Below are 23,714 nucleotides of genomic sequence, written 5' to 3'. Positions count from 1 at the left end.
TTTTATTTTTTAAAAATTTTATATATATATATACATAACATATAAAAAGTTATATATAATGAAATTAATTAAATACATATATAAAATAATTTTTAAAAAAAATATATATGTAGCTAATTTTAGAAATAATATACAACTAAACTTAAAAGGAGCATACATATGGTTAGATTTAATGAAACTACATGTGTAAAAATCAATAAAGAAAAAAAAGACCTCGCAAAGTCAAAAGGTCTTAAACTTCAAGACATATTAGATAATGCGCTAAATGATGCATTAAGTATTGAAGACATTGAATGTAATGATATAAGAGTTGAACAAATAGATAATCAGATTGAAAAATTAAAAAAGACAAAAGAAAAAGCTATTGCTGACTGTGAAAAGAAAATAAACTTATTAATGAAAAGTTTAAATGAAATGAAAGACAGAGAAGCAGAAAACTTTGATAAAGAGATTCATTATCTTGAATTAGAAAAAGAATTTATTTTAAAAGAGATTAATGGTGAACATTAATGAGTAAAAACATTTTAATTCTTCAGAGTAGTCCTAGAATTGGTGGAAATTCCGATATTTTATGTGATGAATTTATTAAAGGTGCAGAAGAAGCAGATCATAGTTGTGAAAAAATATACCTAACAAAAAAAGACATTAAATTATGTACTGGCTGCCTTACCTGTGATGAAACACATAGCTGCGTAATTGATGATGATATGAGAGAAATACTTGAAAAAATGGTAAATGCAGATGTTATTGTAATGGCCACTCCAGTATACTTCTTTACAATGTCTGGACAAATGAAAATGTTAATAGATAGAACCACACCCCGTTTTTCAGAAATGAAAGATAAAGAGTTCTATTTTATATTTACTGCAGCTACACCTAATGAAAAACATTTGGTAAATGTAAAACGTGAATTTAAATCATATTTAAACTGTTTAACTAATCCTACAAACAAAGGCATAATTTATGGCCTTGGTGTTGGTAAAGTAGGAGATGTAAAAGAAAAAGAAGAAACTTTATTAGAAGCTTATAATTATGGAAAAATTGTCTAAGGTGATAAAATGATGGACTTTGGATTTGGATTAATGAGATTACCAATAAAAAGTGAAGATTATGCTGATATTGACTATGAACAAGTTAATGACATGGTTGACAAATACATAGAAGCAGGATATAACTATTTCGATACTGGATATGGATATCATGAAGGGAAAAGTGAAATAGCTATTCGTGAATGTGTTATTAAAAGATATCCTAGAGAAGATGTATTAATAGCTGATAAATTACCATTATATGAATTAACTAAAGAAAGTGATATTGAAGCTATTTTTAATGAACAGTTAGAAAGATGTGGTGTAGATTATTTTGATTATTATCTTGTTCACAACACCACTGATGTATTTAAACCTGTATGTGACTATTTAGACTGTTTTGGTTTTGTACGTGATAAAAAAGAAAAAGGTTTAGTTAAAAAGATTGGATTTTCCCACCATGACAGTGCTGAGCTTTTAGATGAAATCTTAACTGAAAATCCTGATGTTGACTTTGTTCAGTTACAAATTAACTACCTTGACTGGTATAATAATGAAAGTATACAAGCAAAAGAATGCTACGAAGTTGCACGTAAACACGATGTTGATGTAATTATTATGGAAGCTGTTAAAGGAGGAAACCTTGTAAATCTTCCTGAAGAAGCAGAGAAAAAATTCAAAGATTACAATCCTGATGCATCTAATGTTTCATGGGCAATAAGATTCTGTTTAAGCCTTGATGGAGTAATTTGTACTTTAAGTGGTATGAGTGCTCTTGAACAGATGGAAGAAAACTTAGAAATTGTTAAAGATTTCAAGCCATTAAATGATGAAGAAAAAACAATCATTGACGAAGTTGTTGAAATCATTAATCAGTCAATAGCTATTCCATGTACCTACTGTAACTACTGTGTTGAACACTGCCCTAATGATATTCCAATTTCCAAGTTCTTTGAGCTTTACAATGATGCTAAAAGTGCAATTGAAATACAGCCTCTTTATTATATCTATTATAACAACTATGCAGAAAGAGGAGCACCAGCATCTGACTGCAGCTTCTGTGGAGACTGTGTAGATCAATGTACTCAACACCTTGACATTCCAGAATTATTGGAAGATGTTGTAGACTTATTGGAAGGTAAATTCTAGGTGTAGCATATGGTAGAGTTAATTAAAGGTCCCTTAAACACAAAAGGAGATTCAAGTTGGGAAGATGCAGCTAATCTACTATGGGAAATTAATAATCTCCCACCTAACCAACAAAAAAAGAAAAATGAACTATTTAAAGAATTGTTAGGTGAAGTTGGAGAAAATACTTTTATTTACACTCCATTTCAATGCAATTTAGGTTTTAATATTAAATTTGGTAAAAACTGCTTTGCTAATGTTAACTGTGTATTTTTAGATACAGATACCATTGAAATTGGAGACAACACCATGTTAGCTCCTGGAGTTAACATTTTCACAGCAAATCATCCTGCAAAAACCACAGAAAGAATTGTACCATTAGATGATGATGTGGAGTTTAATGGAGAATATGACGATTCCGTTGACTATACCTTTACTAATTACTCAGAGCCTGTAAAAATAGGTAAACGCTGCTGGATTGGTGCAAATGCAATAATTCTTCCAGGAATAACCATTGGAGATAACTGTGTCATTGCTGCTGGAAGTGTTGTTACAAAAGATGTCCCATCTAACTGTACTGTTGCTGGAGTTCCTGCACGTATAATTTCAAAAGAAGAATAATTCTTCTTTTTTCTTTTTTTATTAAAAATATTTATTCATCAACAGTTATTGTTATATCTGAAGCATCTGGAACATCAGCAGGCTCTTCAAGAAACAGATCATCAGGAAGTTCTTTATTAGAAACTTCAACTTTATTTTCACTTAACAGAACTGCTTTTTCATCATCAGATTGATCTTGTGATGGTTCACTTTCCATATAAACATAATGAGTAGGTCCCTGAACCTCAATAATATCAACATTACCTGATGAATACTTAACAGAACTATTGTTATCATTTTCATGTGCTATATTAACAAATAAAACTGCACAGATTACAATACAAACTGTAATTATTAAAATTAAAGATAATGTTAAAATAAACTGACGACTAGCCATAATATCCTGTTTTATTTATTTAATTCTTTTTTAATAAATTTTTGTGCATGTGGACAAATATTCATGCATATCCCACACATTGTATCTTCCCATCTAAAAGCTTTTTTGGATAATTTTTTAGCTGTTTCTTCACATTTCTTATGATTGTAAAAATCATCTCTTGATAAAGAAGAATTCCAAGCTTTTCCACTGATTGCATCACCAGGACATGCATCACAACAGATCATACACTCACCACATAAAGATGAATCAATAGGTATACCACATTCCAATTGAGCATCAGTTAAAATAGAAGATAAACGTAAAGCAGGACCATACTCTTTTGTTATGAAAAGTGCTGATTTTCCAATCCAACCAAGTCCTGCAAGAGTAGCTATTGTTTTATTTGGAAGTTCTGCAGAGTTATTTTTTATTGTGTCTACAATTCTTCTTGTAGTTTGCCCATAAGCATTAAAACCTCTCTCTATAAGATATTCTTCACCTTTAATAGATATTTCATCAAGTTTTCTGTTTAATTCTCTATGCCCTTCCAAATAAGCATATGTAGGTCCATCAACAACAGTGTTTAAATTCTCTGCTTCATGATTAATATAAAATACAATTCCTGTGTTTAGTCCTTTAATAGGAGTTATTTCAGATATATCTGCAAAACCTACAGAGCAAGCACCTAAACTTAATAAATAATCTCTAATATCATTGGTCAAATCCATTTATTCTCCCTTTAAGAATTTTTTTATTAATAAATTATGATTATTATTTGATTTAAAAATTTGTAATTTAGAAATATTTATATAAGAATAAAAAGTTAAACTACAATTAAGTAATACTGACTATATAAATAAAATTAAAAAAAGTAATACTTTTTATCTTTTTCTTAGGTATCAAAAGAAAAAGCAACTTCTCATTGAAAGTCAGTAATACTGACTATATAAATAAAATTAAAAAAAGTATTACAAAAGGAGATAAAATATGATAAAAAGAGTAATGGAATTCCTTGAAGGATTAAAAATGACCATCATATCTGGAGTATTCCTTCTAATATCAGCAATAATTATGATATTTGGAGTAGATGTTCCAGTTTACCTAAATCCAGCTTGGATAACCGTAATAATCAGTGGATTACCTCTACTATACTTAGCTATAACACGTTTAATCTTTGAAAAATGGGTGTCCTCAGCACTACTAATTACAATAGCTATGATAGCTTCCCTATCAATAGGCGAACTCTTTGCAGCAGGAGAAGTTGCATGGATTATGGCTTTAGGTGCACTCCTAGAAGATTGGACAGTTGAAAGAGCTAAAAAAGGATTAAAAAATCTTATTAACCTAACACCACAAAAAGGGAGAAGAATTGTAAATGAAAAAGAAGAAATTGTTGATGTAGATGAAATAAAACTTAATGACACACTTAGAATACTTCCTGGAGAAACAATACCTGTTGATGGAGTAATAATCGATGGAAACACATCTGTTGATCAGTCTGTAATGACTGGAGAATCACTACCTATTGATAAAAAAGAGAAAGATAAAGTTTTCTGTGGAACAATGAACCTTTATGGATCCATTGATATAAAAGCCACAAGTATTGGAGAGGATTCATCACTTCAGAAACTAATAAACCTTGTAAAAGAGGCAGACAATAAACAGGCACCAACACAGAGAATAGCTGATAAATGGGCTACATGGCTAGTTCCTGTTGCACTTTTAATAGCTATTGGAGCATGGATAATTACTGGAGATGTTGTAAGAGCAATAACTGTTCTTGTTGTATTCTGCCCATGTGCTTTAATACTTGCAACCCCTACTGCAATTATGGCAGCTATTGGTCAGGCAACAAAACATGGAGTAATCATTAAATCTGGAGAAGCACTTGAAGTTTTAGGTGGATTAAGTACCTTAATTTTTGACAAAACAGGAACTTTAACCTATGGTAAATTGGAAGTATCTGACATTATCCCTACAGAGAGTAATTTATCAAGGAAAGATTTACTGAAATTAACAGCATCATCAGAGCTTAAAAGTGAACATCCACTAGCTAAATCCATAGTCAGCTATGCCAAAGATAAAAATATTGAACTTGAAAATCCAAAAGACTTTAAAATGTATCCTGGAAAAGGTATTTTAGCTTCAACTTCATATGGTAAAATCCTTGCAGGAAATGCTGAATTTTTATCTGAAAATAATATTAAAGTAACATCTGAAATTAATACATTACTTGAAATGTTAAGGAATGAAGGTAAAGCTTCAATTATAATAGCAAAAGATTCACAAACTATTGGAATTATTGCACTTTCTGATGTTATACGAGAAGATGCTTCAAGAATTATAAATAGATTACATGACATGGAGATAAACACAGTTCTTTTAACAGGAGATCACAAAAAAACAGCAGATTACTTTGCAGACAAAGTTGGAATAAAAGAAGTTCATGGAAATCTGTTGCCTGAAGATAAGTTAAATTGGATTGAAAAACTAAAAGTAGAGAATAACAAAGTCTGCATGATAGGAGATGGGGTTAATGATGCACCAGCTCTCAAAAGAGCAGATGTAAGTATTGCAATGGGTGGTATTGGAAGTGACATAGCTATTGACAGTGCAGATATTACACTGCTTGGAGATGATATTGGTAAAATCCCATATCTCAAAAAGATATCAAATACAACACTCTTTACTATTAAGTTCAATATTGGATTATCACTTGTAATTAATGCAATAGCTATTGTATGTTCTGTTTTAGGATTATTAAATCCAGTAACAGGTGCATTAGTTCACAATGCAGGATCTTGTCTCGTTGTAATCAATGCAGCATTACTTTACGACAGAAAATTTGACAAAGATTTAAAAGAAATAAATAAAACACCAGAAAAAACAGTTAATAACGAATTAGAACATATACATATGCATTATCATGATGACAGCGAACATACTCACTCCCATGATAATGTTGAAATTTTAAATGAAATTAAAACAGAAAAAGGTATTAAACACAGCCATATTCATAAGCACAGCTATTCAAGGGCTTGTGAGAAATACCACAATATTTAATTTCTTTTTCTTTTTTTAATCAAAAATATCTAGGAAAATAAACATAATGCATTCCACTACTTTTATCACTACTTGAATGAGTGTAATAATGATGGGAATCTACATAATCATCAACCATTTCTCCCATTTGATATTGAGTTAAAGCATCATCTAAGGTAGAGTAAAATTCTTCACTTGATAATGTAGAATCAGGAGAATTTGTTATCATTTCTCTAATATAATCATGAATAGTGTTACCTTCAAATGCAATTACATAAATTATATCAGCACAGGCAAAAAAGACTGCAGAGTTATTGGTTTCAGAGGAAGGATTATATTTAAAACAGTAAACCACATCATGAGATCCAATAGTTATATTTTCATTTTCTGCATTGGACATCCTATATCCATAAATATTGTCTAAAGATGTTTCAAGAGAATGAATTGAGAAAACATTATTGTTATCAAAGATATATCCATCTTCTATTGTTCTACCATCCTGAAACTGGCTAGGAATATCAAAAGTTACTCCATCAATTGTAACAGATTCATAACTGGCAGAAACAGATGGAATAGCTATTAAAAAAAGAAGTGTTAAAAAAAATAAAAAAAATTTGTTCATATTAAAACCTTAACGTTGACCATATCTATGTTGTTGGCCGTTTCCATCTCCGTAGCCCGGACCGTTGCCTCCAGGATTTCTGTTTGCATAATTACAGTCTTCTCTGTAAGGACAGTCTCCATTATAAGGACAATCATTACTATTATAATTAGGACATGTTCCTTGGTCATAGTACGGGCAGTCAGCTTGGTATCTGTTACCTGCACCATTTTTATAAGACTGATCCTGTGCACTGCTGTCACTAGAGTCTGATTGGACAGCTACTTGAGAATTACTTTTCTCATTTGATTTTACTGCACTATCAACAGTTGCAGTGGTAGACTCTTCATTAACATCTGCAGTATCACTAACTACATATGCATAGGAACCTACAGAAAAAATAGCAACTATTAATATAACAATTCCAATAGCTACTTTTTTATTCATGTTAATTTATAATTAGCTCCTTATATATTAGGTTTTTTATTTTATTTTAAAAAAAGAAAAAAGAATGATTTAAATCTTAGTATACACTACCAAAACCAAAACCATGTGTTCCAAAATGACTGAAATGGTATCTGCGATTAGATATTTCATCTAATTCTTTTATCATTGAGTCTTGTTTTTGATATTCATATTCTTGTTGTTCTGCAGCTAAATCTTCAACATACTGATTATTTGCATTATCAAATATGTTCGAAAGTTCATCACTAGAATATGAAGAATCAGGTGTTTTTTCAATTATATTTTCTATTTCAGGAGTTATGGAATCTCCTTCCCAGCTAATACAGAAAATCTTTTCACCAGATGCAAAAAAAGCATATGATACTTCCTTATTGAGTATTTCTGTTAGCACGTAATAAACCTCATGAGATCCAATGGTTACTACTTCATTGGATTTGGCTTTTTCAATAGCATATCCATATTCATCAACTAAATAGTCATTATAGTACATTGACCTTATTGCAAAGTCAAATACAGTATCTAACATGTAAACATGCCCATTAGAGTCAACAGAACTGCCTTGATACTTTTGTGGTAGTTCAAAGGCAACTCCGTCAACAGTAATGTTTTTTGTTGTATTATCTACTGAAAATACCGGAGCTATTGTTGATACTAACATTAAAATAAAAAATATGCTAATAACTTTTTTATTCATGTGGTTATTATGTATCTAATATTTATTTATAATTTGTTAATTAATCATGAAAATAGCTAAAGATATCTTCACGAGCCATATGGTCTAATTTTAGCTTAAAGTTAACAATAGGTAATGTTTCACCATTATCATTTAAAATTGTTGTTTGTTTAGCATCAATAGGCTCTGCTTTACCCATATAATAAAAATCAGTCCCTTCACCATCACTTTTCTTAATAAATAAATGGACATCCATTTTTGATGCATCGTAATTTATTAATGGTTGAAGCTCATTACTTTCTAAAGTACGTTTAGATCTAGACATCCAACTGAAAAGTTCATAATCAATAAATTCATCTTGATAATCTGTACTTTTTGATATATCATCACTTTTATGATAAGTCACAAATATAGGGCAAGTATTATGCTTAATTTTATAACCATACATTGTGCTGCTTTCATCATTTGACCAGTTTAAAAGCCTACAAACATCCCTTCTAGAATATTTTTCATATAAAACTAAGTTGGTATCATCATAATAATCTGAATACTCCTCTTCATATTTTAACAGAGAATACTTAATTACATCATTTAAAAATAATTTAAAATCTTTATTTTTAAGTAACTCCAAAAATTTAGAAGAAATATTATATTCATCACTGAAAAATCTAAAATCATTAAATTTCTTTTTATCTTTATTATCGAAATCAAAATTAAGAAGATTAATTGCACTTTTTACTGAATCAATATCTGAAAAAATGTGATAATGCTTTTCTAATTCATTAGATATTTCTTCAATGGAAAATCTTAAATTATCAATTAATTTAGTTAATATAATTGCTTCATGCGGCCTTTTTCCATTAGCTATTTTTTGTGAAATAAACTCCAATATTTTAACTTCCAAATCATCTAAATAATAGGTACAATCTACTTCATATTTAGATAGAAATTTATAATAACTCTTAAGTGAGCTATGTTCTAAAATTAAAATAGGATCAATTTCTCCATGAACATAAAAATCAACAAGCATTGGAATCTTTCCAAGCTTAAATTTTAGGTTATTATACTTTTCTTTAAATAATTGAATATTCTTAAAGTTAGTTTTATCAATAGATTCGTAAATTCTCTCTTTTGAAATTACATCAAAATTAACAGTGGAATTTCCAGGAATAACTCTTGCCCCTTCCATTATATACTTTCTTAAGTTATCTTTATTATAGGTTCTATCTCCAGAAAGTGCAATAGGAATCATGAAGTTATTAGCATAATTTGATATAAAATCAAGAACAACAACAAATTCTTTACCCTTACTCTTCCTAAGGCCTCTACCTAACTGTTGGATAAAAATAATTGGAGATTCAGTTGGTCTTAACATAACAATTTGATTAATTTCAGGAATATCAACACCCTCATTAAATATATCAACAGTAATAATATATTCTAAATAATCAAGCCTTTCATCAGAAACTAATCTATCAATAGCTTCTAAACGTTCCTTTTGACTATTATCCCCAGTTAAATATTTTGTTCTTAATCCTTTTTCATTGAACTTTTCAGACAATACTTTTGCTTCTTTTTTAGTACTGCAAAATATTAATCCTTTTGGACGATTACCACTATATCCATAAAATTCCATTTTTTCAATAATGTTTCTTACCCTAACATCAGATACAAGATTATTAAAATCAGAACCCTCAATATAATTATCACTAATACCAAAATAGTGGAATGGACATAAAATATTCTCTTCAAGAGCCTGTTTTAATCTTAACTCATATGCAATGTTATGATTAAATAAACCATAAATATCAAATCCATCACTTCTATCAGGGGATGCAGTCATCCCTAAATAAAATTTAGGCTTAAAATAATCCATAATTTTTTGATATGATTTAGCACCAGCCCTATGAACTTCATCTATAATTATATAATCAAATTCATCTGGTTGGAATCTTTCATAAACTTCTGGTTTTGACATCATCTGAATTGTTGAAAATAAGTAATTAGCATTATAATCTTTAGAATTTCCAGATAAAAGTCCGAATTTTTTAGTGTTACCAAATACATTTTGAAAACTATTTTTTGCTTGTTTTGCAATTTGTTCACGATGAACTAAAAATAAAGCTTTGTTAGGTAATGCATCTTGAAGAGCAAAAGCAGCAGCATAAGTTTTACCAGTACCAGTAGCTGAGATAAGTAATGCTTTATCTTCACCTTCTGATTGGATTTCTTTTAAGTTTTCAATAAATGAATTTTGCATTAAATTAGGTTTTAGTTTATTAAAAGAAGGTTTTGGAAGATTTTCTTGATTTAAGATAATTTTTCTTTGCTGATAATACTTTTCATAGTTATCAAGAGAATTTTCTAATAAATCAGATTCCTCCCATAAACTATTAAACTCATTTAAAATATCTCTAGCTATTTCACCTTCTTCAAGTGAAGAAAAAGATAAATTCCATTCTTTATTCACTGTCAATGCATTTTGAGTAATATTTGAACTGCCCACTATTATTCTGTAGAAATCATCATTTTTAAATAGATATCCCTTAGTATGTAATCCTGGTTTATCATTACCTACTTTATACATACGAACTTCAATATTATCTAACGAATTTAATCTTTTCAATGCTTTAGGTTCACTAAAATAAAGGTAATCTGTAGTTAATATCTTACCCTTGACATTCTTAGATTCCAGTTCTTTTAAGTCCTGAAGTAAAGGTGTAATACCACTTTCTGTAATAAAAGCAACACTTATGCAAAATTCATTACAAGTAGATAATGCTTCTTTTAATGAAGATAATACTTTTATACCTTTTTTATAATCATTAGACAAAAATGTTGGTTTAAACAGAAAATTAGAGTTAAAAGATTTATCAATGAATGCAGTTTTTGATGCATCAAGGATATTATTGTTAATGTTATCCATCTAAACCCCTACAAATAATTTTTTAAAAAATCAATAACTTCAATATCCGCAGGAAGCCAATTTACAGTATTAAATTCATTTTTTTCAAGCCATTTTGCATCATTATGTTCCAATAAGGTAATGCTGTCTTTTAATGAACAGATATAACAATGCATTGTTAAATGAAAAGTAGGATATGTATATTCAACTGTTAATGCAAATTCATCAATTTTAATATCAGCATCTAATTCTTCTTTTATTTCTCTTATTAATGCTGCTTCATTAGTTTCCCCAGACTCAATCTTGCCACCAGGAAACTCCCACATATTAATAAATTCACCATATCCTCTTTTAGTAGCTAAAATTTTATTTTCTTTTTTAATTATTGCTGCTACAACTTCTATTGATTTCATACAAAAATCCTTTTAAAATTAATTAGTAATACTTTTTGCTTTAAGATCATAAAAGTGTTTCTAAAAAAAGATAAAAAAATAGTGAGATTAAATAGGGAAGAAAAGAATATGGATTTTAAAAAATGTTTCCTATTTATCAAAATCTCAGGGTACTGATCTTTTCTCCCCGATGTGTAATATAATTATCATTGTATTTAAATCTTTTTATAGAAATAATATCAATTATTGCTAAAATACTAGACAAAAAAGAAACTATAATTTTTAAAAAAGCAAAATGTAAAGAAAATATTACTTTTTTAATGATTAAACTTGATTACAGAAAAAATTAAAAATAACTATAATAAGAAAACAGAATATCAAAAAAAAAAAAGTTATAAAGAAAGACTTAATTCATCTAAATCAAAAGATTCACAATAAGCCTTTGCTTCAATTAAAGTTTTAAGTTTAGAAAAAGAAACATCAAATCCTCTACTGTTAACTTCATTAACGAATGATTTTAAATCCTCATATTCAACTTTTAAGGAAATAATCTCCTCTTTTAAGTTATACAAATATTTAATCCTAATATCCTGGCTAAAAGAGACATCCTGAATATTCAATGTTAGTCTCTTATGAGCAATTTTATAAGGGAATTTAATATGCTCATAATTTATAATTTTCATTCCAATAGTTCCAAATTCAAGAGCTAAAAGAGATGAAATCTCCTCAAGAGATTCATCTGGAAAATCTACAAAGATAATATACTCCATTCTTCCTTTTTTCGTGTATGCATTAATAATATGAATATTTTTAGCACCATTATCCATCACTTTATCAGTAATGTAAGGAATACCCTCTGGAGGCATATCATCCACAGTAGCCATTATTAACATTTGAAATCGCCTATGACATATCTTTTACAATGGTAGCTGCTCTTTTAGCAACATCACGAGCTCTTTCAATACCACCAGGAATAGCTGATGTTATATATGCCTCCCTAGTTGCTTTTTTAGCTATTGTGTCAATATCATCAATGCCCATTGCTCCTGCAACAGCTGCTGGAACAACAATATTCACAATAGAGTCGCATTTGGAGGGAAAATTAAAGATTCAATAAAGAAAAATCTTGTTATTTCCAGCAATATGGGCATTAGTAATAGGATTAATATTAAATAATCTGAGTATCACTTTAGATTCAACAATAATAGATTTCCTAACCTACTTAAAAGAAATGACAATCCCATTGATTATGATTTCTCTTGGAACATCCCTAAACTTTAGAAGCATTAAAGAATATTACAAAGTTATTGGATTAACATTCTTATTAAAATCATTGTTATATCCAGCAGTAGTGTTAATATTATGCATAGTATTCTCATTACCCTCTTTATAAACAAATATTTCAATAATTGAAGCTGCAATGCCTTCTGGAATGTTGATATTGGCATTAATGACTGAATATAAACTAGATTTAAATATGGGTTCAACATGCATTTTCATAAATACATTGCTCTGCTTAATCCTAATACCAGTTCTAGTGGGAATCTTATAAGAAAAATCTCTAGAAATCAGCTTCAATTGATTTAATTATGTTATAAATAGTTTTATTGACACTTACATCAACATCATATTTTTCACCTAGTTTAATGACCATACCATTTAATGAATCAATTTCAGTTTTCTGCTTTTTGCTAATATCCTGGTAAGTTGATGAAAAATGATTATAAGTGTCTGGAACTAATTTAGAGTAAAAAATATCCTGATATTCCTCTGGCTTGTCCCAATTGGTACTGTATCCTGCAGCTTTTATTACATTAAAGATTTCTTCAATGAGTTTATTCATAATAGCTATTGAATAATCATTTTCAGTTAATTTACCATAGTTAACACCTAAAATTGCACCTAATGGATTTAGGGCACAATTGTAAAGCATTTTAGCCCATAAAAATTTATCTAAATTCTCATTGATCTCAGATGGGATTCCAGACTTTGAAATCATTTCAGCTATTGGTTTTAAAACTTCAATATCTGCACCTTGTAGAGACCCAAGTAAAATAGGTTCAGTGTGTACTGTAACTTCACTTATATTTCTCTCAGGCCTGCTAAAGCCAGTAATTACACGTGCACAGAATACCTCATCCTTATCAAAGTATCTGAGATAAGGCTCATCATTACCAAATCCATTTTGGAAAATAATAATTTTTGCACCTTCTTTCAAAATATTTCTATGTTCATTTAAATTATTACTAATATCATCATTAGCTACTGTTTTACTGCAAACAAAGACAAAATCAAAGGAATCTTCAGGTAAATCATTATAATCAGTGTATACTTCATATGAATCTGGTGAAAATGAAAGATGATTAAATATTCCAATTCTTTTAATTCCTTCAGTTAACTTATCTGCAGTTCTTTGACTTGCATAAAAAGAAACATTTGCATTTTGAGAAATCATAGAAGCCCCAAGAGCAATTCCTATAGCACCAGCACCTTCAATTAAAATATTCATTTCATAATCCTTCTTTAAACTTAATTAATTATACTATTTGATTTTATAACATATATTTTTAGCTTAACAGTCAGTACATAATAATCATTTATTTAATAAACAAACTACATAATTAATTTGAAGTAGTTATATGTCCCTAATAAAAGGTGAACTACTATGAATGAAAAGATATTAAAATTAATGGAAGAATATATTGAAATTGAAGAAAGTGAAATCGAGTTCCAGGATGTTAAATTAGCTATGGTTGGTCACGAAATCGATCATGCTGTTTTAGATTCCAAGTTAATAGCTATTACCAATAAAACTGAAGAATACAAAGAAATTTTAAGATTAACAGTAGAAGATGCAAATAATAGCTATTTCATTCCTGTTTTTACAAGTGAAGATGAAGCTGAAAAATGTATTGAAGAAATGGGTCTTGATTCACTTGATTTTGACTATGAACTTGAAGTAATGGAAGGTGTTGATATTTTTGAAATAGGTCTTGATGATGAAACTTTTGTTGGACTTGTAATTAACCCATATGACACTGATTTCATTGTTCCAAAAGAAGACCTATTACATACAAGTCAATGTAACCACAATTCCAGTGATGTAAATGAAAATTAATGATTTAACTAGAATAAATAATGGAGAAATAGTTAAGGAAAGTGAACTTAAAGATAAAATTGATGAATTTCTTCAAGGAAATGTAGATGTAGAAAGTGAAATTCATAAACTTCTACAGGAAGAAGTGTTGATTTTACTTGTTAATGAAAGTGATGATCCAATTAGTATTGAAGCATACAAAAATTCAAAAAAATTTATCATACCTGTATTTACTGATTTGGAAGAATTCAACGCAGGTATAATAAAATTAAACTTCAATAAACTAAATTTTAAAACAAAAGCATTTTATGCAACCTTAGAAGTTATTAAAGAATATGGAAAAAATCAGGAAAACTTCGAAGCAATTACAATTAATCCTCATTTCCAGAATTACCTAGTTAATAAAAAGCAATTGTGATTTACTATGAGAATGAAAGATTATGAAACCTATAAAGAATCTGGTGATAAAGTAGGTAAAAGTAAATTAAAAGATTTCATAAATACCTATGCTGAGATTACTAAAAAGATTAAGGATGAATCATCAATTGAATTAGATGTAATGAAAGAAAATATCAAAGAAACCTATCCAACTGAAGTTTATTTAACCTTAATTGATGAAAAACCAGAATTAGTTCGCTTTAATGTAACTGAAAGAAGTAAAGATTATTTTATACCTGTCTTTACTGATATTAAAGAATTTGATGATGGCTGTGAAAAAATTTCAAAATTATTCCTTGACAAACTTGAAATGAAGCTAATTACACCAGAAGATATTAAAAAATTAGCTAGTGAAGATGATAAATTCAAAGGAATTATTATAAATCCACATAGCCAAAACTTTTCAATAGATTTAGATAACCTAGGAGATTAAAAATGGAAATAAATATAGAAGAATTAAAAAAAGTAACCTTGTACTGCCCTACTTACAAAGTAGATGACGATATGAATTTTATAGCTTTTGGAGATGAAAATAACTTTAAAATAGCTGTTTTTACTACTGAAGAAAAATATGAAGCAGGATATGAATATTTAAAGTTAGACCAGCAAGAACAGGAATATTCACTTTACACAACAGATATGGAATTATTTATTGAATTAGCTGTTAACGATGATGGATTTTCTGGCTTAATCGTAAATCTCCCAGAAGATAATATGATTGTGGATAGTGAAAAATTAGCTAGTTTAAAATAAAAAAAAGATTTAAGAATCATCTTCATCTGATTCTTTATCTTCATTTGACTCATCTTTTTCATCATAATTTTGCATATACCTAAATAACAATGGCCTGTCCAATGGACTAGGTTTAGGATGAGTTTTTTCTTTATTAGGTTTAGTTTCTACTTCTTTTTGAGTTTCATGCATCATAACTGGACGATGCCTATCAATTCTCCGAATTTGACCATATTTAAATACTCTTTTTCGAATTAACCTTTTTCTTGGTTTAAGTGATGGTTTTCTAAAAGATCGTAACATAAATTCAACCTATTGTTTAGCAGCTGATTTATCTAAAGTAGCTTGAATTTCATCAATCCTATCAACAACAACTCTAATTGAATGTTCACCTTGACGAGTTGGATTAATACCTTGTTCAACAAGTAAAGCATCCCTAATATCTCTTAATCTGTCAATAGAATCAATTTTCATTATTGTACTGTAAAACATACTTAATTTTCCTCCAATAAATATAAACTTCTTATATAATTTTAATATAAACAACATTATATAAAAAGGTTTTTGTACAATAATCCAGTAAGTTAAGAGTTACATATTAACTTTTCTATGAATTTTTTATAAAAAGCTATTAATTAGTAATGAAATTTATAAAACTTTGAACATTGTGTAAAAACATCCATAGAATTTAATAAAATAGCTACTAAAAGAGATAAAAATAATTCAAATTTTAATTTCAACTGATAATATATTATAATTGTTAAGAATAATAGAAAAAATCACATTATAAATTAAATAACTCCCTTTAAATAACTCCTTTATAAAATTCCTAAATTAAAAATTTATATATGTTAGATAGAATAAATTTTGAATTATAGGAGGTATTATATATGGAATTAGATTCATCAAAGGTTGAAAAAAAGATTGAAGAGTTGAGAGAAACAAAAAGCTGTTCTCAATCTACATTAATGGGACTTTGTGAAGATACTGAATACTCTCAAGATGATCTATCAAAAATAGCTAGTGGTTTTTCTGGTGGAATTGGTGGAACATTTGCAGAAGGAAGCTGTGGAGCAGTAACTGGAGCTACTCTTGCAATAGGATTATTAGAAGAAGATGAAGATAAAATAAAAGCATATACAAAAGAACTGTTTGAAGCATTCAAGGATAAATACACATCTGTTCGTTGCGATATAATCTCAAAAAATGGAGAAGACAAAACATTATGTACTGAATGCTGTGTATTTGCAGGAAAAAAAGTTTGTGATTTAATAAATAAATAAAATGGATTTTAGTGTATAAAACACTAATCCATAATACTTATTTTTTAGTAATTTGTAGCTCTTTCTTCAAAGTAAGCTATTGGGTGGTTACAACATGGACATACTTCAGGAGCTTCTTCTCCAACATAAATAAATCCACAGTTGTCACATTTCCATTCGATTTCTTCATCTCTTTTAAATACAGAGTCATTTTCTATATTTTCAGCTAATTTTCTGTATCTTTCTTCATGTTTTGCTTCAACTTGACCTACTAATCTAAATTTAGCAGCAATTTCATCAAAACCTTCTTCTTCAGCTATTTCAGCAAATTCCGCATACATTTCAGTCCATTCGTAGTTTTCACCATCTGCAGCATCTTTTAAGTTGGTTATAGTGTCTGGTACTGCACCATCATGCAAATATTTAAACCACATTTTAGCATGTTCTTTCTCATTTCTTGATGTTTCAGAGAAAATAGCTGAAATTTGTTTATAACCTTCTTTAGATGCTTGGGAAGCAAAATATTGGTATTTTGTATGAGCTTGGGATTCACCAGCAAAAGCTGCTTCTAAGTTCTTTTCAGTTTTAGTTCCTTTTAAATCGACCATATTATCCGCTTTTATAAGTTAATATAATCATATCTATAAAGTTATCAATTATATATATCTTTCTAAGTTAATACTAATTTTATTTACTCATACCTAAAAAAATCCAAAAAAATTCAATTTAAAAAAAAAAAAAAATAGTTCTTATAAGAACTGTTCGGTTCGAAACTTTTATTAATATATAAACAATTATATAAACATGAGGTTATGCAAATGAATTCCAGACAAAGAAACTTAATGGAAAAAATGGATCTGATTCCTTTAATCTCTGTCATATACAAAAATGAACAAAGATACCTTGAACACAAGATTAAAGAGTTAGATATTAATTCTACACAAGTATCTTGCCTAATGGAAATATATTCACATGGCGATGTAGAAGATCAACATAAACTCTGCCAAAAAGATCTAGTGGAAATATTAAACTTTAGTAAATCCACAATATCTACATCCTTAAGTAAATTAGAAGAATTCGGTTATATAAACAGGAAAATTGACCCAAATAATCGAAGAAAAAACATGATTTATTTAACAAAAAAAGGATGTTCAGTAATTCCAAAAATAATTGAAATAGATAAAATGTGGGAACAAGATATGGATTGTGAATTAATCACTGAAGAACTCAAAGCAGACCTTAGAAAAATAGCTATTCAAAGCTGGAAACTTAGAAAAAGTATTAAATAAAGGAGAAATGAAAATGAGAAAATTAAAACTTCAAGATTATGTTATATTAATCACTTCAATAGCATCCTTTTTTGTTGCTTTTATATCCTCAGCTCCAGCAGTAGCACTTCCACAATTAGCAACTGAATTTTCATTAAACAATATTATGCAAAATTGGGTAATTAACATCTTTTTATTCACAGTAGCGATTGTTGCAGTGCCTTTTGGTAAATTCTCAGGAATGTATGGAATTAAAAAATCTTATAACATAGGATTAATTCTATTTTTAATTGGTTCTATTTTATCTGCAATTGCATTTTCAACAGAATCATTATTAATATTCAGAGCATTCCAGGGAATCGCTGCAGCTATTTTGTATAATACAGTAACTTCACTTGTTAGTGTTGCAGTACCAGAGCAAATAAGAGGAAAAGCATTAGGAATTATGGTATCTGCCGTTTATATTGGACTTGCAGTTGCACCATTTATTGGAGGAATACTAACTGATTACTTAGGTTGGAGAGCAATATTTTACTTCTCAATTCCGTTTATTTTAATTACTTTATTAATTTCATTTACTAAAGTTAAAGATGAATGGAGTATGTATGAAAATGAAACCTTTGATATCAAAGGATCCATACTTTATGGAGTATCAATTTTCTTATTAGTCTATGGATTCACAATAATAAATGAACCAAATGGACTAATATTAGCAATAATTGGAGCTATACTCTTAATAGCATTTATTTACTTAGAGTTAAGAGTTAAATATCCTGTATTTAATGTACGTGTATTTAAGAATACAAAGTTCTTATCTTCAAACCTAGCATCAATAATAAGTTATATTGCAACATTTTTAGTAACTTATGTGTTAAATTACCACTTCCAATACATTTTAGGATATAATGAAACATTAACTGGTGTTCTATTGCTAGTAACCCCCCTATTAATGGCAATTGCATCACCAATTTCTGGTAATCTCTCAGATAAAATTAATCCTCAAAAATTAGCAGCTATTGGAATGGCCTTTGTAACTTTGGCTTTATTTATATTAATATTCTTAAATGCAGAAACACCACTCTATGTAATTATAGTAGCAATGGTTTTACAAGGTATAGGATTTGGAATATTTGCCTCACCAAATACAAATCTTGTTATGAGTACAGTTGAACCAAAAGAAACTCCAACAGCATCAGTTACAATTACTGTAATGAGAGTAGTTGGTCAGACATTAAGTTTAGCTATGCTAACTGTAATATTTGCAATAATTATGGGTAATGTAGCTTTCGTTCCAGAGAATTTCCCTCAATTAATTGAAAGCTCAAGCACAGCTTGCATAATCTCAACAATTTTATGCGCAATAGCTATTTTGGCCTCACTTTGGGGTTTAAAAAGTAAAAATATAAATTAAATTTTATTTTTACTTTTTTTCTTTTTTTATAATGTTAAAAACTTATTTATTATAATTGATTCTAATTAATAACTATGGATGCAGAAAACATAAAGAATCAAGAAATTAAAAATCACATAAATATGATTTATCTTCATGAAGAAAATGGTAATGAAGAAAAAATAATTAAAGAAAGAGAAGCTTTAAAAGAATCATTAAGCAAATCCACTTTCATAAGTGTGAAAGAAGATGGAAAATTTGTTAAAATACCATATGGGCTTGAAGATAAATACTTAATCCCTATTTTTTTAGATTTAAGAGAATTTGAACGTGGAATAGAATACTTCAGATTAAATGAAATGGATAAAAATAAAGAAATGACAGTTGAAACTGTAGATAGTTATAAAAAAATAAAAGAAGATCCTAATTTCTTAGGATTTGTAGTTGATATAGCTAATCTAAATTACAACATTGATGCTGATTTAATTTAATCTTCTTTATTTAAGAATTCATCATCTATTTTTTTAGCAATATCCATAAATTCTTTACCAACTTCAGCATTAGAATTTAAGGATACCATAGATTTTCCAAGATTAGCAGAATCTGCAACTTTAGGAGTTAATGGTAAATCTCCTAAGAATGTAATGTCCATTTCTTCTGCAAAGTCTTCACCGACATTTTCTCCAAACATCTTAACTTTTTCTCCACAGTTTGGACATTCATAATAAGCCATGTTCTCAACTAAACCAATATGGTCTACATTAAGCATTTCAACCATTTTAACACATTTCAATACATCATCTTGGGATACTGCATTAGGTGTAGTTACCATTACAACAGCATCAATATTTGGTATAGTTTGAAGAACAGTTAAAGGTTCATCTCCAGTTCCAGGAGGATTATCAATAATTAAAACATCTAAATTACCCCAACTTACATCAGCAATTAACTGTTTAATTGTTCCTGATTTTTGTGGTCCTCTCCATATAATTGGAGTATCTTTAGAATCTAATAAAAATGCCATGGACATAACTTTTAATCCACTTTCTGCTTCAACAGGAACCATAGCATTATTTTCATCAAGTCCAATAATTCCTTTTTCAACACCTAACATTTTAGGAATATTTGGACCGTGAATATCTGCATCTAAAATTCCGGTTTTATATCCATGTTTTTGAAAAGCTTCAGCAATATTTGCAGCCACAGTAGATTTTCCCACTCCACCTTTTCCACTCATAACTGCAATTTTATATTTGATTTTGCCTAAATTTCTTGCAATTTTTAATTCTTGTTCAATCATTTGTTTTTGCTGTTCAGGGGTCATTTGACCTCCATGAGCATGATGACCATGTTCCGCCATTTTATCAACTCTCTCTATTTATAATTAATTATTTAGTTACTTAAGGTATTTAAAAGTTATCATATTAGTTACTTAAAGTTTTTAAAAGATAAATGTAATAAAAAAAGATAACAAAGAAGAATATTAGTTAAATTTCTTACTAACTTCTTCAACAGCAATAACTAATGGATCAGTTACCATAGAAACAGGAGGAGCATAAGCAAACTCCATATTACTTAAATCAAAACAAGTTAAGCCTTCAGTAATAGCTAAAGTCATTGTATCAATCCTTTCAGCTACCCTTTCCTCAGCTATTATCTGACAACCAATGATTCTTCCATCAGCATCACAAATAACCTTAATATCCATTGGTTTTGCATTAGGATAATAACGAGCCCTGGTAAGAGCTTCCACTTTTTCAACAACTGGTTTAATGTTATTTTGTTGAGCAAAACTAGTTGTTAAACCAACCGCACCAAATTCCAATTTACCTACTTTTGAAACCATAGAATTTAAAACTGGGTTAAATTTAGATTTTCTACCAGTGATAGTGCGTGCAAGAGTTTTGGATTGACGAACAGCAGTTGTTCCTAAGTGAGATATAGTATTTGCACCTAAAATTAAATCTTGAGATTCAACACAGTCCCCAACTGCATAAACATCTTCAACTGAAGTTTCCATTCTTTCATTAACTAAAATAGCCCATCTTCCAATTTCACATCCTGCCATTTTAGCCAATTCAAGTTCAGGCCTAACACCAGTAGCTAATATTACCATATCTGCATCAATACAGGTTCCATCTCCAAAACAGGCAGATTTTACTTTTTCTTCACCATTTAAATCTGTGATTGGTTGACCTAATACAACATTAATTCCTTCTAACTCAAGATAATTAGTTAAAATATCAGCCATATCCTTATCTAAAGAACGAGGAACAATTTGAGGTAACATTTCAGTAATAGTAACATTTAAACCTAATTTTTTAAGTCCAAATGCAATTTCAATACCAATTAAACCAGCACCTATGACAATAGCATTCTTTGAATCTTTAGCCCATTCTTGAACCTTAATACCATCTTTAATGTTTCTTATTTGGAAAACACCTTCTAAATCAGATCCATTCATTGGAGGGATAAAAGGATTTCCACCAGTAGCTAAAACTAATTTATCATAATCAAGTTTAATTTCTTTACCCTCTTTTACATAAGTAACTGCTTTTTTATTACTGTCAACAGAAGTTACTTCTGCTTCAGTGATAACATCAATATCTTTTTCCTTATAATCTTCTGGCTTTTTCATTATAATATCATCAAATGATTTGATTTTTCCAGCCAATACATAAGGTATAGCACATGGAGAATATGCTACATTATTATCACGGGTTAAAACAGTTATTTCTATATTTTTATCAATTTTACGAATATTTGAAGCTGTTGATATACCTCCAGCTCCACCACCAACAATAACAACTTTCATTTTTTCAAGCCCTTTTTAAATAAATATAATATTCTCAAAGCGATAATAATTTATCTAACTTAAAATATAAAAAAGTAACTATTAATTAATAAAAATAAGTAAATTTTTAAATAAGTAAACCTAATTGTTTATTTAACTATAAAAAAAGAATTAATTGTTTAAAAATAAAAAATAAAAATAATAATATTAAATAATATTATTAATATTTATTTTTAACTGTTCATAAAAAGAAAAAATTTTATTCAAAATCAATTCCAGTAAGTCTAAATCCACCATAATGGGATTTGTATTTAATATTTAATCCAATTAATAATGGAGTGATTGATTCAATCAAATGAGCTTTTTCAAGTTTACCAATATCAACAACTCTTAAATCTGGAATCTTTTCAATAATTTCACTAGCTATTTCCTTAGATTCTGCATCATCACCACAAATAAGACAATCACAGTCAATAGGTTCTGGAATATTAGCTAAATGAAAATTACTAATGTTACAAAAAGCAGAAACAACTTTTACATCTTCATTAGCTAAAAATTTTGCAGTTCTTTCAGCAGCAGATCCTGGATTTACATGTAACAAATTAGAAACATTTCCACCAATAGCAGTTTCTAATGGTACAGTTGCATCTAAAATAATCTTACCTTTAACAAATTCTTTAATAGTTTTTAAAGTAGCTATTTGTGCTTCTAAAGGAACAGTTAAGATTAATAAATCAGCATCTCGAGCAGCATCTTCATTAGCTTTTCCAACCATTTTATTTGAAGTGTATTCACTAATATCTGAATTTGCTTCTTCAACAACTCTAACTGCTTTTTCTTCTTTTCTAGATCCTACAATTACATCAAAATCAGCGATAGCTAAACGTTTTGCAATTCCAAGACCTTGAGAACCAGTTCCACCTATAATTCCAATTAACATATAACATCCTCCTTATTATTTCTTATCATAAAGTAAACCACCAACAAACATTAAATATTCAGGTAATTTACCATCTTTTGGATATTTAATTTCAATATCAAAAACTTCTTTAATCATATCATCAACATTTCCACCTAATGATTCAATAGAATACCTTAATTTAAATGGCATCTTACAAGGCATACCAAAAGATCTGGTACACATTGGACAAAGATTACATGGACCCATACCTAAACCCATTGAATTTTCATCTTCCATCCTATATATGACATTCATTAATTTAACTTTTGTTCTATCTAACCTTTTTAAAAAGATATTAAGTTGATCTTCTTCAAAAGTTTCATCTAATAACTCCTTGGAGAAGTTATATTTAAATGCAACAACTTTAAGTTTGTTATAGGATTTCCAGATATCATTCGGGTCAAAATCATATGGTGGGCAACTCCAATTTGTTGCATAATCAGAGCATTCCTTACAATATTCTAAATACTTTTCAACATCCACGTACTTTTCATAGTATTCATCTACATCTAAATCAGCAGTCAATTGCTCTACTTCAAATAAAGCCATAGATATATCA

32 protein-coding genes are annotated in these 23,714 nt (G+C 28.8%); 14 read left to right on the top strand and 18 right to left on the bottom strand.

Translation table 11 applies throughout. From position 1 onward, the window contains the following. Positions 1 to 159 precede the first annotated feature (159 nt). From MBBWO_RS05985 to MBBWO_RS05970, 4 genes are read left to right on the top strand one after another with little or no spacing between them, the layout of a single operon-like run. Positions 160 to 510, top strand: a complete 351-nt coding sequence (locus MBBWO_RS05985) for a hypothetical protein (protein ID WP_116669966.1) — start codon at positions 160 to 162, stop codon at positions 508 to 510. Next, entirely contained in the window at positions 510 to 1,049 is a 540-nt protein-coding gene (locus tag MBBWO_RS05980; protein WP_116669965.1) for a flavodoxin family protein, read from the top strand. The genes MBBWO_RS05985 and MBBWO_RS05980 overlap by 1 nt, the downstream gene beginning before the upstream one ends. A 9-nt stretch (positions 1,050 to 1,058) precedes the next feature. Then, positions 1,059 to 2,177 carry an aldo/keto reductase gene (locus tag MBBWO_RS05975; protein ID WP_116669964.1) on the top strand — a complete coding sequence of 373 codons (1,119 nt, stop codon included), beginning with the start codon at positions 1,059 to 1,061 and terminating at the stop codon, positions 2,175 to 2,177. Between the two features lie 9 nt (positions 2,178 to 2,186). Next, complete coding sequence (locus tag MBBWO_RS05970) at positions 2,187 to 2,777, top strand: sugar O-acetyltransferase (protein ID WP_116669963.1); 591 nt, start codon at positions 2,187 to 2,189, stop codon at positions 2,775 to 2,777. A gap of 31 nt (positions 2,778 to 2,808) precedes the next feature. Here the strand turns inward: MBBWO_RS05970 and MBBWO_RS05965 are convergent, their stop codons facing one another. Next, the gene (locus MBBWO_RS05965) at positions 2,809 to 3,153 is read right to left on the bottom strand and encodes a hypothetical protein (RefSeq protein ID WP_116669962.1); all 345 of its coding nucleotides are present in this window, start codon (positions 3,151 to 3,153) and stop codon (positions 2,809 to 2,811) included. Positions 3,154 to 3,164: 11 nt separating this feature from the next. Then, the gene (locus MBBWO_RS05960) at positions 3,165 to 3,863 is read right to left on the bottom strand and encodes a 4Fe-4S double cluster binding domain-containing protein (RefSeq protein ID WP_116669961.1); all 699 of its coding nucleotides are present in this window, start codon (positions 3,861 to 3,863) and stop codon (positions 3,165 to 3,167) included. Between the two features lie 259 nt (positions 3,864 to 4,122). Between MBBWO_RS05960 and MBBWO_RS05955 the strand changes: the two genes are divergently transcribed. After that, the gene (locus tag MBBWO_RS05955; protein ID WP_116669960.1) at positions 4,123 to 6,198 is read left to right on the top strand and encodes a heavy metal translocating P-type ATPase; all 2,076 of its coding nucleotides are present in this window, start codon (positions 4,123 to 4,125) and stop codon (positions 6,196 to 6,198) included. Between the two features lie 19 nt (positions 6,199 to 6,217). Here the strand turns inward: MBBWO_RS05955 and MBBWO_RS05950 are convergent, their stop codons facing one another. The 7 genes from MBBWO_RS05950 to MBBWO_RS08130 form a co-directional block, all read right to left on the bottom strand. Then, positions 6,218 to 6,799, bottom strand: a complete 582-nt coding sequence (locus tag MBBWO_RS05950) for a hypothetical protein (protein ID WP_116669959.1) — start codon at positions 6,797 to 6,799, stop codon at positions 6,218 to 6,220. Between the two features lie 9 nt (positions 6,800 to 6,808). Next, positions 6,809 to 7,225 (bottom strand): hypothetical protein, encoded by a 417-nt coding sequence (locus tag MBBWO_RS05945; RefSeq protein WP_116669958.1) that lies wholly within the window; start codon positions 7,223 to 7,225, stop codon positions 6,809 to 6,811. Between the two features lie 76 nt (positions 7,226 to 7,301). Beyond that, a complete protein-coding gene (locus tag MBBWO_RS05940) occupies positions 7,302 to 7,937 on the bottom strand; it encodes a hypothetical protein (RefSeq protein ID WP_133241508.1) in 636 nt (211 codons plus the stop codon). A 40-nt stretch (positions 7,938 to 7,977) separates the two neighbouring features. Continuing rightward, positions 7,978 to 10,842, bottom strand: coding sequence for a DUF3427 domain-containing protein (locus tag MBBWO_RS05935; protein ID WP_116669956.1), 2,865 nt, complete (start codon positions 10,840 to 10,842; stop codon positions 7,978 to 7,980). 8 nt (positions 10,843 to 10,850) lie between these two features. Beyond that, a complete protein-coding gene (locus tag MBBWO_RS05930; protein ID WP_116669955.1) occupies positions 10,851 to 11,234 on the bottom strand; it encodes a (deoxy)nucleoside triphosphate pyrophosphohydrolase in 384 nt (127 codons plus the stop codon). A 371-nt stretch (positions 11,235 to 11,605) separates the two neighbouring features. Further along, positions 11,606 to 12,106 carry a nickel pincer cofactor biosynthesis protein LarC2 gene (gene larC2, locus MBBWO_RS05925; protein ID WP_116669954.1) on the bottom strand — a complete coding sequence of 167 codons (501 nt, stop codon included), beginning with the start codon at positions 12,104 to 12,106 and terminating at the stop codon, positions 11,606 to 11,608. A gap of 10 nt (positions 12,107 to 12,116) precedes the next feature. Continuing rightward, positions 12,117 to 12,290: a hypothetical protein gene (locus tag MBBWO_RS08130; RefSeq protein WP_165807934.1), complete on the bottom strand. Its 174-nt coding sequence runs from the start codon at positions 12,288 to 12,290 to the stop codon at positions 12,117 to 12,119. A gap of 49 nt (positions 12,291 to 12,339) precedes the next feature. Here MBBWO_RS08130 and MBBWO_RS08275 point away from each other — a divergent pair, with 49 nt between their 5' ends. Further along, the gene (locus MBBWO_RS08275) at positions 12,340 to 12,606 is read left to right on the top strand and encodes an AEC family transporter (protein ID WP_165807933.1); all 267 of its coding nucleotides are present in this window, start codon (positions 12,340 to 12,342) and stop codon (positions 12,604 to 12,606) included. Here MBBWO_RS08275 and MBBWO_RS08080 read toward each other — a convergent pair. Together MBBWO_RS08080 and MBBWO_RS05915 are read right to left on the bottom strand one after the other, a co-directional pair. Continuing rightward, positions 12,510 to 12,713 carry a hypothetical protein gene (locus MBBWO_RS08080; protein WP_133241507.1) on the bottom strand — a complete coding sequence of 68 codons (204 nt, stop codon included), beginning with the start codon at positions 12,711 to 12,713 and terminating at the stop codon, positions 12,510 to 12,512. The two genes, MBBWO_RS08275 and MBBWO_RS08080, sit on opposite strands and share 97 nt — an antisense overlap. A gap of 61 nt (positions 12,714 to 12,774) precedes the next feature. Next, positions 12,775 to 13,722: a ketopantoate reductase family protein gene (locus MBBWO_RS05915; RefSeq protein WP_116669952.1), complete on the bottom strand. Its 948-nt coding sequence runs from the start codon at positions 13,720 to 13,722 to the stop codon at positions 12,775 to 12,777. Positions 13,723 to 13,878: 156 nt separating this feature from the next. Between MBBWO_RS05915 and MBBWO_RS05910 the strand changes: the two genes are divergently transcribed. The 4 genes from MBBWO_RS05910 to MBBWO_RS05895 are packed head-to-tail and all read left to right on the top strand — an operon-like array spanning position 13,879 to position 15,501. After that, complete coding sequence (locus MBBWO_RS05910) at positions 13,879 to 14,331, top strand: SseB family protein (RefSeq protein WP_116669951.1); 453 nt, start codon at positions 13,879 to 13,881, stop codon at positions 14,329 to 14,331. After that, positions 14,321 to 14,728 (top strand): hypothetical protein, encoded by a 408-nt coding sequence (locus MBBWO_RS05905; protein WP_116669950.1) that lies wholly within the window; start codon positions 14,321 to 14,323, stop codon positions 14,726 to 14,728. The genes MBBWO_RS05910 and MBBWO_RS05905 overlap by 11 nt, the downstream gene beginning before the upstream one ends. Positions 14,729 to 14,734: 6 nt before the next feature. After that, positions 14,735 to 15,181: a hypothetical protein gene (locus tag MBBWO_RS05900; protein ID WP_116669949.1), complete on the top strand. Its 447-nt coding sequence runs from the start codon at positions 14,735 to 14,737 to the stop codon at positions 15,179 to 15,181. 2 nt (positions 15,182 to 15,183) lie between these two features. Continuing rightward, a complete protein-coding gene (locus MBBWO_RS05895; RefSeq protein WP_116669948.1) occupies positions 15,184 to 15,501 on the top strand; it encodes a hypothetical protein in 318 nt (105 codons plus the stop codon). A gap of 9 nt (positions 15,502 to 15,510) precedes the next feature. Here the strand turns inward: MBBWO_RS05895 and MBBWO_RS08075 are convergent, their stop codons facing one another. Beyond that, positions 15,511 to 15,783: a hypothetical protein gene (locus MBBWO_RS08075; RefSeq protein WP_133241506.1), complete on the bottom strand. Its 273-nt coding sequence runs from the start codon at positions 15,781 to 15,783 to the stop codon at positions 15,511 to 15,513. A gap of 9 nt (positions 15,784 to 15,792) precedes the next feature. Continuing rightward, on the bottom strand, positions 15,793 to 15,972 hold the full coding sequence (locus tag MBBWO_RS05890; RefSeq protein WP_116669947.1) for a hypothetical protein: 180 nt from the start codon (positions 15,970 to 15,972) through the stop codon (positions 15,793 to 15,795). A gap of 398 nt (positions 15,973 to 16,370) precedes the next feature. Between MBBWO_RS05890 and MBBWO_RS05885 the strand changes: the two genes are divergently transcribed. After that, on the top strand, positions 16,371 to 16,763 hold the full coding sequence (locus MBBWO_RS05885; RefSeq protein ID WP_116669946.1) for a C-GCAxxG-C-C family protein: 393 nt from the start codon (positions 16,371 to 16,373) through the stop codon (positions 16,761 to 16,763). A gap of 44 nt (positions 16,764 to 16,807) precedes the next feature. On the opposite strand, the gene rbr is transcribed toward MBBWO_RS05885, so the two are convergent. Continuing rightward, positions 16,808 to 17,350, bottom strand: coding sequence for a rubrerythrin (rbr, locus tag MBBWO_RS05880; protein ID WP_116669945.1), 543 nt, complete (start codon positions 17,348 to 17,350; stop codon positions 16,808 to 16,810). 210 nt (positions 17,351 to 17,560) lie between these two features. Between rbr and MBBWO_RS05875 the strand changes: the two genes are divergently transcribed. From MBBWO_RS05875 to MBBWO_RS05865, 3 genes are all read left to right on the top strand, one after another. Further along, entirely contained in the window at positions 17,561 to 18,031 is a 471-nt protein-coding gene (locus MBBWO_RS05875; RefSeq protein ID WP_165807932.1) for a MarR family winged helix-turn-helix transcriptional regulator, read from the top strand. Positions 18,032 to 18,044: 13 nt separating this feature from the next. Next, positions 18,045 to 19,421 (top strand): MFS transporter, encoded by a 1,377-nt coding sequence (locus tag MBBWO_RS05870; protein WP_243408475.1) that lies wholly within the window; start codon positions 18,045 to 18,047, stop codon positions 19,419 to 19,421. A gap of 74 nt (positions 19,422 to 19,495) precedes the next feature. Then, complete coding sequence (locus MBBWO_RS05865; RefSeq protein WP_116669942.1) at positions 19,496 to 19,891, top strand: hypothetical protein; 396 nt, start codon at positions 19,496 to 19,498, stop codon at positions 19,889 to 19,891. Here the strand turns inward: MBBWO_RS05865 and MBBWO_RS05860 are convergent. The 4 genes from MBBWO_RS05860 to MBBWO_RS05845 all read right to left on the bottom strand — a co-directional run bounded on the left by MBBWO_RS05860 (position 19,888) and on the right by MBBWO_RS05845 (position 23,704). Beyond that, the gene (locus tag MBBWO_RS05860; RefSeq protein ID WP_116669941.1) at positions 19,888 to 20,760 is read right to left on the bottom strand and encodes an Mrp/NBP35 family ATP-binding protein; all 873 of its coding nucleotides are present in this window, start codon (positions 20,758 to 20,760) and stop codon (positions 19,888 to 19,890) included. The two genes, MBBWO_RS05865 and MBBWO_RS05860, sit on opposite strands and share 4 nt — an antisense overlap. A gap of 123 nt (positions 20,761 to 20,883) precedes the next feature. Next, positions 20,884 to 22,215, bottom strand: a complete 1,332-nt coding sequence (locus MBBWO_RS05855) for an NAD(P)/FAD-dependent oxidoreductase (RefSeq protein WP_116669940.1) — start codon at positions 22,213 to 22,215, stop codon at positions 20,884 to 20,886. A gap of 238 nt (positions 22,216 to 22,453) precedes the next feature. Further along, positions 22,454 to 23,134, bottom strand: a complete 681-nt coding sequence (npdG, locus tag MBBWO_RS05850; RefSeq protein WP_116669939.1) for an NADPH-dependent F420 reductase — start codon at positions 23,132 to 23,134, stop codon at positions 22,454 to 22,456. Positions 23,135 to 23,149: 15 nt separating this feature from the next. Next, positions 23,150 to 23,704 (bottom strand): DUF2284 domain-containing protein, encoded by a 555-nt coding sequence (locus MBBWO_RS05845; protein WP_116669938.1) that lies wholly within the window; start codon positions 23,702 to 23,704, stop codon positions 23,150 to 23,152. Between the last annotated feature and the right edge of the window lie 10 nt (positions 23,705 to 23,714).

The organism is Methanobrevibacter woesei (genome assembly GCF_003111605.1).
GTDB classification, from domain to species: Archaea; Methanobacteriota; Methanobacteria; order Methanobacteriales; family Methanobacteriaceae; genus Methanocatella; species Methanocatella woesei.
This window is presented reverse-complemented; position numbering and strand designations above follow the sequence as displayed.

Bases quoted from the DNA above. Each gene is read 5' to 3' on its own strand.
- MBBWO_RS05890 (WP_116669947.1), bottom strand. From the start codon at position 15,972: ATGTTTTACAGTACAATAATGAAAATTGATTCTATTGACAGATTAAGA.
- MBBWO_RS05960 (WP_116669961.1), bottom strand. From the start codon at position 3,863: ATGGATTTGACCAATGATATTAGAGATTATTTATTAAGTTTAGGTGCT.
- MBBWO_RS05975 (WP_116669964.1), top strand. From the start codon at position 1,059: ATGATGGACTTTGGATTTGGATTAATGAGATTACCAATAAAAAGTGAA.
- MBBWO_RS05885 (WP_116669946.1), top strand. From the start codon at position 16,371: ATGGAATTAGATTCATCAAAGGTTGAAAAAAAGATTGAAGAGTTGAGA.
- MBBWO_RS05865 (WP_116669942.1), top strand. From the start codon at position 19,496: ATGGATGCAGAAAACATAAAGAATCAAGAAATTAAAAATCACATAAAT.
- MBBWO_RS05915 (WP_116669952.1), bottom strand. From the start codon at position 13,722: ATGAATATTTTAATTGAAGGTGCTGGTGCTATAGGAATTGCTCTTGGG.
- larC2 (WP_116669954.1), bottom strand. From the start codon at position 12,106: ATGTTAATAATGGCTACTGTGGATGATATGCCTCCAGAGGGTATTCCT.
- rbr (WP_116669945.1), bottom strand. From the start codon at position 17,350: ATGGTCGATTTAAAAGGAACTAAAACTGAAAAGAACTTAGAAGCAGCT.
- MBBWO_RS05845 (WP_116669938.1), bottom strand. From the start codon at position 23,704: ATGGCTTTATTTGAAGTAGAGCAATTGACTGCTGATTTAGATGTAGAT.
- MBBWO_RS08075 (WP_133241506.1), bottom strand. From the start codon at position 15,783: ATGTTACGATCTTTTAGAAAACCATCACTTAAACCAAGAAAAAGGTTA.
- npdG (WP_116669939.1), bottom strand. From the start codon at position 23,134: ATGTTAATTGGAATTATAGGTGGAACTGGTTCTCAAGGTCTTGGAATT.
- MBBWO_RS05935 (WP_116669956.1), bottom strand. From the start codon at position 10,842: ATGGATAACATTAACAATAATATCCTTGATGCATCAAAAACTGCATTC.
- MBBWO_RS05875 (WP_165807932.1), top strand. From the start codon at position 17,561: ATGAATTCCAGACAAAGAAACTTAATGGAAAAAATGGATCTGATTCCT.
- MBBWO_RS05855 (WP_116669940.1), bottom strand. From the start codon at position 22,215: ATGAAAGTTGTTATTGTTGGTGGTGGAGCTGGAGGTATATCAACAGCT.
- MBBWO_RS05895 (WP_116669948.1), top strand. From the start codon at position 15,184: ATGGAAATAAATATAGAAGAATTAAAAAAAGTAACCTTGTACTGCCCT.
- MBBWO_RS05910 (WP_116669951.1), top strand. From the start codon at position 13,879: ATGAATGAAAAGATATTAAAATTAATGGAAGAATATATTGAAATTGAA.
- MBBWO_RS05970 (WP_116669963.1), top strand. From the start codon at position 2,187: ATGGTAGAGTTAATTAAAGGTCCCTTAAACACAAAAGGAGATTCAAGT.
- MBBWO_RS05900 (WP_116669949.1), top strand. From the start codon at position 14,735: ATGAGAATGAAAGATTATGAAACCTATAAAGAATCTGGTGATAAAGTA.
- MBBWO_RS05870 (WP_243408475.1), top strand. From the start codon at position 18,045: ATGAGAAAATTAAAACTTCAAGATTATGTTATATTAATCACTTCAATA.
- MBBWO_RS05940 (WP_133241508.1), bottom strand. From the start codon at position 7,937: ATGAATAAAAAAGTTATTAGCATATTTTTTATTTTAATGTTAGTATCA.
- MBBWO_RS05905 (WP_116669950.1), top strand. From the start codon at position 14,321: ATGAAAATTAATGATTTAACTAGAATAAATAATGGAGAAATAGTTAAG.
- MBBWO_RS08080 (WP_133241507.1), bottom strand. From the start codon at position 12,713: ATGAAAATGCATGTTGAACCCATATTTAAATCTAGTTTATATTCAGTC.
- MBBWO_RS05860 (WP_116669941.1), bottom strand. From the start codon at position 20,760: ATGGCGGAACATGGTCATCATGCTCATGGAGGTCAAATGACCCCTGAA.
- MBBWO_RS05985 (WP_116669966.1), top strand. From the start codon at position 160: ATGGTTAGATTTAATGAAACTACATGTGTAAAAATCAATAAAGAAAAA.
- MBBWO_RS05945 (WP_116669958.1), bottom strand. From the start codon at position 7,225: ATGAATAAAAAAGTAGCTATTGGAATTGTTATATTAATAGTTGCTATT.
- MBBWO_RS05980 (WP_116669965.1), top strand. From the start codon at position 510: ATGAGTAAAAACATTTTAATTCTTCAGAGTAGTCCTAGAATTGGTGGA.
- MBBWO_RS05950 (WP_116669959.1), bottom strand. From the start codon at position 6,799: ATGAACAAATTTTTTTTATTTTTTTTAACACTTCTTTTTTTAATAGCT.
- MBBWO_RS05965 (WP_116669962.1), bottom strand. From the start codon at position 3,153: ATGGCTAGTCGTCAGTTTATTTTAACATTATCTTTAATTTTAATAATT.
- MBBWO_RS05955 (WP_116669960.1), top strand. From the start codon at position 4,123: ATGATAAAAAGAGTAATGGAATTCCTTGAAGGATTAAAAATGACCATC.
- MBBWO_RS05930 (WP_116669955.1), bottom strand. From the start codon at position 11,234: ATGAAATCAATAGAAGTTGTAGCAGCAATAATTAAAAAAGAAAATAAA.